The following is a 6300-nucleotide window of genomic DNA, read 5'->3' as shown; positions in this document are numbered from 1 at the left end:
TATTGTATTACTCGGATTAATATTTTTTCTTATAATTTAAAACCTAGTATTTTAGTAAATTTAAAATAAAAATATTATAAATCAATGTATTAAAAATAAAATATAATTTATATTATTTATACTATTGCATATTATTAATACACACGATTATTATAAAAATGTTAATTGTTGAGGTGATTTAAATATGTTAAAAAATATACTTGTTTTTGCTTTGCTGGGATTATCTACTTCTGTGTTTGCTGGGGACTGGCAAGTGAAAATGGGCGCTAGTGTATTGGCTCCTCAAAATGATGATAATGGGACGATTGCAAACACAACAGCAACCGTGAGCAATGAAATTGGCTTTACTCCATCGATAGAATATTTCTTTGCAGATTCCCCTTTTTCTGTAGAACTTCTGCTTGCTACACCATTTAAACATGATGTTATTCTGGAAAATGTAGGGGAAGCCAGTTTTAAACATTTACCACCAACGCTTACTGCAAAATATAATTTCAAGAATGCCAGCCGTTTTACACCTTATGTTGGCATCGGTGCCACAGTAGCCGTGCCATGGGATGAAAAACTCAAAGGTTCTGATGCAAAACTTGAAGCTGATGTGACCTATGGTGTAGCCGGACAGGTGGGCTTTAATTTCCAGCCTGCTGATGCACAAAACTGGGGAGTATTTGTCGATGTACGTTATGCACAGGTTGAATCTGACTTGAGTTTAAATGGTACAGATATTGGTACGCTGGATATTAATCCGTGGGTTTATACACTCGGCTATAGTTATAAATTCTAAATTTTTGAAATATGTAAAACCCATATACCCAGACAGGATGTCAGGGTATAACACAATAAAAAGATTAAAAATCATTCAGAGCTTTTATTTATTTCATTCTTGTTAAAAATCATTGCCCCTAATCTATAGGGTTTTTTTTAATCGGGTTTTAAATTAATTTCAGATAAGAGGCGGTTAGATTGAAATATGGGATTGCAGGCAGACTATTTTTAGAAATATCAGTTTTACTATACTGCCATATTTCTTTTTATGAAAGACTCAAACTTCAAGTGAGCCTATCATCTGCCGATACCAGACTCTACCTGATACCAATACTAAAATAGCGATAACTTATTCTATTGTGAAGCAGTGAGTACTAATAGGCCTATTCCCGCTATTATTTAGAAACAATAGGTAAAATAGTTTTATCTGCGTGACCAGTATGTTGCTTCTATCACATGCTTTCAGGACGTATACAAGTTACAGCAACCGGAGGGCTACAGATTATAGTCATACCCACAAAGACCTTTTTAAAATAAAAATATTTACCCGGATCTATTGAAAAATATAAGCCACACTCCATTGATAAGGCATTCAATAAAAATGACTGCTTATCTGAAGGAGTGAATCATGAGTGAACAAAGCACATCACAAAACTATAGCTTTCAGGCTGAAGTAGCCCAGTTATTACATCTGGTTACTCATTCTCTCTATTCCAATCCTGAAATTTTTCTTCGCGAACTGATCTCTAACGCATCAGATGCCTGTGACAAGTTGCGTTTTGAAGGTATCAACCATCCTGAATATTATGAAAACGATCCAGATCTGCATGTGCGTATTAGTCTGGATAAAGATAATAAAACCATAACCATTTCTGATAACGGTATCGGCCTGAGTCAACAGGAAGCGATTGATAATCTGGGTACCATTGCCAAATCAGGTACGAAAGACTTTATGTCTAAACTAACAGGCGATCAAAAATCTGATGCTCAGCTGATTGGACAGTTCGGTGTCGGTTTTTATTCGGGTTTCATTGTAGCAGACAAGATTACAGTAGAGTCACGGCGTGCTGGGGCTGAAGTAAATGAAGGCGTACGCTGGATTAGCGGTGGTACTGGCGAATTTGAAGTTCAGCAAATTGAAAAAGTATCTCGCGGTACAGATATTATTCTGCATTTGCGTGAAGATGCGTTGCAGTATCTGGAAAGCTATAAAGTTAAACAGATTGTGAATAAATACTCTGACCATATCAGCCTGCCAATACAGATGCAAAAAGAAGTCTGGCAGGAAGAAGAAGCGACCGAAGGTGAAGAAGCCAAAGGTGGCAAGATGGTCAAAACTGATGAATGGGAAGTTATCAACTCAGCCAGTGCACTCTGGACCCGTAATAAAAACGAGATTACCGAAAAGCAATATATCGAGTTTTATAAAAATTTAACGCATGACTTTGAAGCTCCTTTAGCATGGGCACATAACCGGGTTGAAGGCAGTACCGAATATACCCAGTTGTTATATGTACCGAGTAAAGCACCACATGATATTTTCACTCGTGAGGCCAAAGCTGGTATCAAGCTCTATGTAAAGCGTGTCTTTATTATGGACGATGCAGATAACCTGATTCCAAATTATCTGCGTTTTGTACAGGGCGTGGTAGATAGTGCTGACCTTCCATTAAACGTGAGTCGTGAATTGCTACAGGAAAGCCGTGATGTTAAAACCATCCGCGAAGGCAATGCGCGCCGTATTTTGACCATGCTTGATACCTTGGCTAAATCTGAAGATGAAAAAGACCAGGAAAAATTTAAGCAGTTCTATACTGAATTTGGTGCAGTGCTGAAAGAGGGCTTAGGAGAGGATTTCAGCAATCGTGAGCGTATTCTTAAACTGTTACGCTATGCAACTTCAAACAATGATGAAGTCACCACTTCTCTGACAGATTATAAAGCACGCATGAAGGACGGTCAGAAGGCAATTTATTATGTCACTGCCGATAGTCTAACTGCTGCCAAAAACTCCCCTCAGCTGGAATTATTCAAAAAGAAAGGTATTGAGGTTCTGCTGATGTCTGAGCGTGTTGATGAATGGGCTATGAACTTTGTAAATGAGTTCGATGGCATGCCGATGCAGAATATCTCCAAAGGGGCAGTGGACTTGGGTGATCTTCAGGATGCAGAAGAGAAAAAAGCTCTTGAACAAGCACAGGAACAGCTTAAGCCGGTGGTAGAAAAGCTGAGTGGAGCCTTGAAAGATAAAACCAAAGAAGTCCGTGTAACTACGCGTCTGGTTGATTCACCGGCCTGTTTGGTTACAGCTGAAGGTGAGCTTTCTCCGCAACTTGTTCGTATGCTGAAACAGGCCGGGCAGCCTATTCCAGAGAGCAAACCAATTCTGGAAATTAATCCTGAACATCCGCTGGTACAAAAGCTTGAAAATACTGAGCAGTTTGATGAATTGGCAAACGTAATCTTTGATCAGGCCATGATTGCAGAAGGGGGCTTACCAGAAGACCCGGCAGCCTATCTAAAACGTATCAATAGTCTATTACTGAAATAAAATTTTTATAAAAAAGCCTCCTTTGGGAGGCTTTTTTATATGGTGTGGTTATAAATCTGTTTATTTAAAACTTTCATTCAGCTTAGGCTTAAATAAATAATCTATAAAATCAATTCAAATTATAGAATTAACTGGGGTAATATAATCTTAGTGATTACCTTATCATTTTGGCCATACTAATATCTATTAATATGACTAAAAAACTAAACCTTTAAGCTCTATAAACTGGATATTTAAATAAGTTTCTATGAGGACTCATAATATATTGGAATACACTCCTATATAGCAGCGTATTGTATTTAATGACTTTGTAGATCTATACAATATCTTTCTACCTATTAATTTACTGTTAAATTAAAAAATTGCTTCCAGACGCACCAGTGTACTTAAGTAATGACTCCGGTCTTCACGCTGATCATTTTGATAATTCAGGTCTCCCTGTACATAGAACCATTCACGCCAAAGCGGTTGGCGCCATGAAATAAAGGGCCCCCAACTGTTTAAACGCAGGTCGCTATTATTATAAAAACCGCCCGTATAAAGTCCATAGTTAAAACGGTTTCCGGCAAAGAACTGATGTTCGCGATAGGCACGGTTGTCCCAAGTGAGGTCATCATCCTGTTCATCGGCATAGACTAGTGAAAACTGGTTAGCAAGCACAGGTTGCTCTGGACGGGCATGCACCAGTTCCAGATTGGTCCTTAAATAATTTTCACTGTCGATACCATAACGATAGATTTGTTCAGCATGGAAAGTAAAATCATTACGCAGTTGCCAATCACGTTCGGCCTTTATCCGCGCATAGATATCATCACCTGAGCGGATACCTAAGTCAGCATCAATTTCAAAGGGTAGGCGCTTGGCAAAATTCGACCAGCGTAAAGCAAGAGAAGAATTTTCTTCACGGGTACGACGCGTATCAAGAGATTTACCCGGTTCATTACGGTTTTCATTACTAATTGCGACATTATTACGAATCTCGTTATCAAGAGATTCATCACCAAATACAATGCTTAAACGTTTTTCCAAGGTGGGCAAATTAATTTTACCCCGAATACGCGGTTTAATTTCATAGCCATCATGTTTATCCCAGCGGTTATCAATTAAAATTCGTAGTGTTGCATCTGCTGGTTTGTTTGGATCTGTCTCACCAAACCAGTTATCAATTTTATTTGAAGATCTATCAGCCCAGTTGCGGATCTGACGTTGTTTGCGGTCGGCCCAACTTTTGTCTTCAGTTACCTCTGTTGGAGGCACAATAGGTTCATCAGACTGCTTGGGTAACAGAGTAGGCGTTTTATCTACCCATGATGGGATATAGTCCAGCCATTCTGGTCCCCGCTCTTCAACAGGCAAGTCAGGTTCATTATCCTGACTTTTATCGCCTAGATAATTGGCGTAGGGAAGAGTGGCTGTTTTAGTTTCAGCAAAGCTATATGCACTACCTAATGCCCCAGCCGTAAAGATTAGCCCTTGTAAAAATAAATTTAAAACCTTAAGTTTTTTCATTGTAAAATCATTATTGTTACATTTGTCGGCTAACACTTTTGTTGATTTGTCCTATAAATGCAAGATATAGCTACAAAATAAAAAAAAATCCTTTATTATTTTAACGTTAGAGTATTTAGACTAATTTATACTGTTATAGACTGTCAGATTAAGCCCATTTTATGAGCCTATTAGCTGAAAGTATAGAATGCTAAATTTAAAGACGCTTGTAAAAAGAGCCAATACTATGGCTCTCTTTAACAATTTTCTAATAACTAGACAGCAGACTTCTTAAACCATTGAAAAAAGCCTTTTCTAGGTGAGCTTTCAGCAATTGTTTTTTCTTTCATCTTTTCTAATTGTTCTTGAGCCGCAGCTCTCTGTTTTTCCTGTTCTGTTTTGCTCAAAGGAGCTTGTGCTTCTTGCTTGGTACTTTCAACCGAAAGTTCAGATTTGGCCGCTGAACGGGTTTTATTCTGTAGTTGATTATCGGATACCTTGCCTTCTGTTGTTATGGGCTGAGTATTCATAGCTTCGCCTGCAGCCAATACCTGTCCCGATACCATAATTATGGCAACAGCAACTACAGATTTCATAAAGCCCATGAAAAAATTCCTTCATTAAAAAAAACGGTCTGTATAAGAGTGACTATCTTAACAGTAAGGTTTATTTTAATACTTCATTATCTGAATTGCTGTTTTAAAAAGCCACAACTTTATAAAAGTGTCTAAAAAACAGGCATTAATTACATTTGCTCTACAGATGCTGATGCTAGCTATGTTCGCGTGGAAAGTTATATAAAAAAACAAACTGCTCTGAAAATGGCTAACTAGATAAAAAGAACTCCTCATGGGGGAATGAGGAGTAGGAAAGAGATATAGCTGATTTTAAATTATTATTCAGTTAACAGAATTAAGAGTGAGATAGTTTCATCTTGCAGCGACGGTCATACATTTTACCTGCAATACCACCAATAATCGCACCACTAAATGTGCCAAATACAGGTAATACACTACCGGCTACAGCTCCAATCATTACACCTTTAACTGTAGGAGAAAAACGTGATTTTTTGCCTGCAGAGGTATCATAGCCAGATTTGCCTTTACTATTTGTTTGACCACCAGCGTTATCCATCATATGAGTTACTTTATCTTTAACCATATTGGTTACACCACCATGCTCTGCTGCATCTTTATTGATCTTCTCTAGGCTATCTTGTGCCTTTTCTTTAATTTGATCTACTTTTTCCATGACATTGTTCATTACGCTTGATTCTTGCTGATTGTCATGTTGTGTAGATGCATGAGTATTTGAAGTATTGCTATCATTTTTTGCAGTAGTCATATATTTTCCCTCATGTAAAAATAAAACAGGTTAGTCATCTATATTAAGGAAAATAGAAAATTTTAATGTTGAAGTGCTGTTATATTGACCTTGCTTTTAGTTAATAAAAAGTGTCTCTTGTAGCTATATTAAAGTTATTTTAAACTTTGGTA

5 protein-coding genes are annotated in these 6300 nt (G+C 37.5%); 2 read left to right on the top strand and 3 right to left on the bottom strand.

Annotated elements, in window-relative coordinates; translation table 11 throughout:
- Nucleotides 1-184: 184 nt before the first annotated feature.
- Both J502_RS15560 and htpG read left to right on the top strand, forming a co-directional pair.
- The gene (locus J502_RS15560) at nt 185-784 is read left to right on the top strand and encodes an OmpW/AlkL family protein (protein ID WP_005405769.1); all 600 of its coding nucleotides are present in this window, start codon (nt 185-187) and stop codon (nt 782-784) included.
- Nucleotides 785-1393: 609 nt separating this feature from the next.
- A complete protein-coding gene (gene htpG / locus J502_RS15555) occupies nt 1394-3316 on the top strand; it encodes a molecular chaperone HtpG (protein WP_034685097.1) in 1923 nt (640 codons plus the stop codon).
- 354 nt (nt 3317-3670) lie between these two features.
- On the opposite strand, the gene J502_RS15550 is transcribed toward htpG, so the two are convergent.
- From J502_RS15550 to J502_RS17245, 3 genes are all read right to left on the bottom strand, one after another.
- On the bottom strand, nt 3671-4825 hold the full coding sequence (locus J502_RS15550) for a hypothetical protein (protein WP_005405940.1): 1155 nt from the start codon (nt 4823-4825) through the stop codon (nt 3671-3673).
- Nucleotides 4826-5079: 254 nt separating this feature from the next.
- Nucleotides 5080-5409 carry a hypothetical protein gene (locus tag J502_RS15545; RefSeq protein ID WP_005405728.1) on the bottom strand — a complete coding sequence of 110 codons (330 nt, stop codon included), beginning with the start codon at nt 5407-5409 and terminating at the stop codon, nt 5080-5082.
- Nucleotides 5410-5716: 307 nt separating this feature from the next.
- Nucleotides 5717-5938 (bottom strand): DUF456 domain-containing protein, encoded by a 222-nt coding sequence (locus tag J502_RS17245; protein ID WP_372410743.1) that lies wholly within the window; start codon nt 5936-5938, stop codon nt 5717-5719.
- Nucleotides 5939-6300 lie beyond the last annotated feature (362 nt).

The organism is Acinetobacter sp. 1294596, from assembly GCF_000582925.1.
In the GTDB taxonomy this organism is placed as follows: domain Bacteria; phylum Pseudomonadota; class Gammaproteobacteria; order Pseudomonadales; family Moraxellaceae; genus Acinetobacter; species Acinetobacter radioresistens.
Note: the sequence above shows the minus strand (reverse complement) of the source record. Positions and strands in the feature narration are given on the sequence as shown.

What these genes read in the sequence shown, in the direction of transcription:
- J502_RS15560 (WP_005405769.1), top strand. Translation starts at nt 185, where the DNA reads ATGTTAAAAAATATACTTGTTTTTGCTTTGCTGGGATTATCTACTTCT.
- htpG (WP_034685097.1), top strand. Translation starts at nt 1,394, where the DNA reads ATGAGTGAACAAAGCACATCACAAAACTATAGCTTTCAGGCTGAAGTA.
- J502_RS15550 (WP_005405940.1), bottom strand. Translation starts at nt 4,825, where the DNA reads ATGAAAAAACTTAAGGTTTTAAATTTATTTTTACAAGGGCTAATCTTT.
- J502_RS15545 (WP_005405728.1), bottom strand. Translation starts at nt 5,409, where the DNA reads ATGGGCTTTATGAAATCTGTAGTTGCTGTTGCCATAATTATGGTATCG.
- J502_RS17245 (WP_372410743.1), bottom strand. Translation starts at nt 5,938, where the DNA reads ATGGATAACGCTGGTGGTCAAACAAATAGTAAAGGCAAATCTGGCTAT.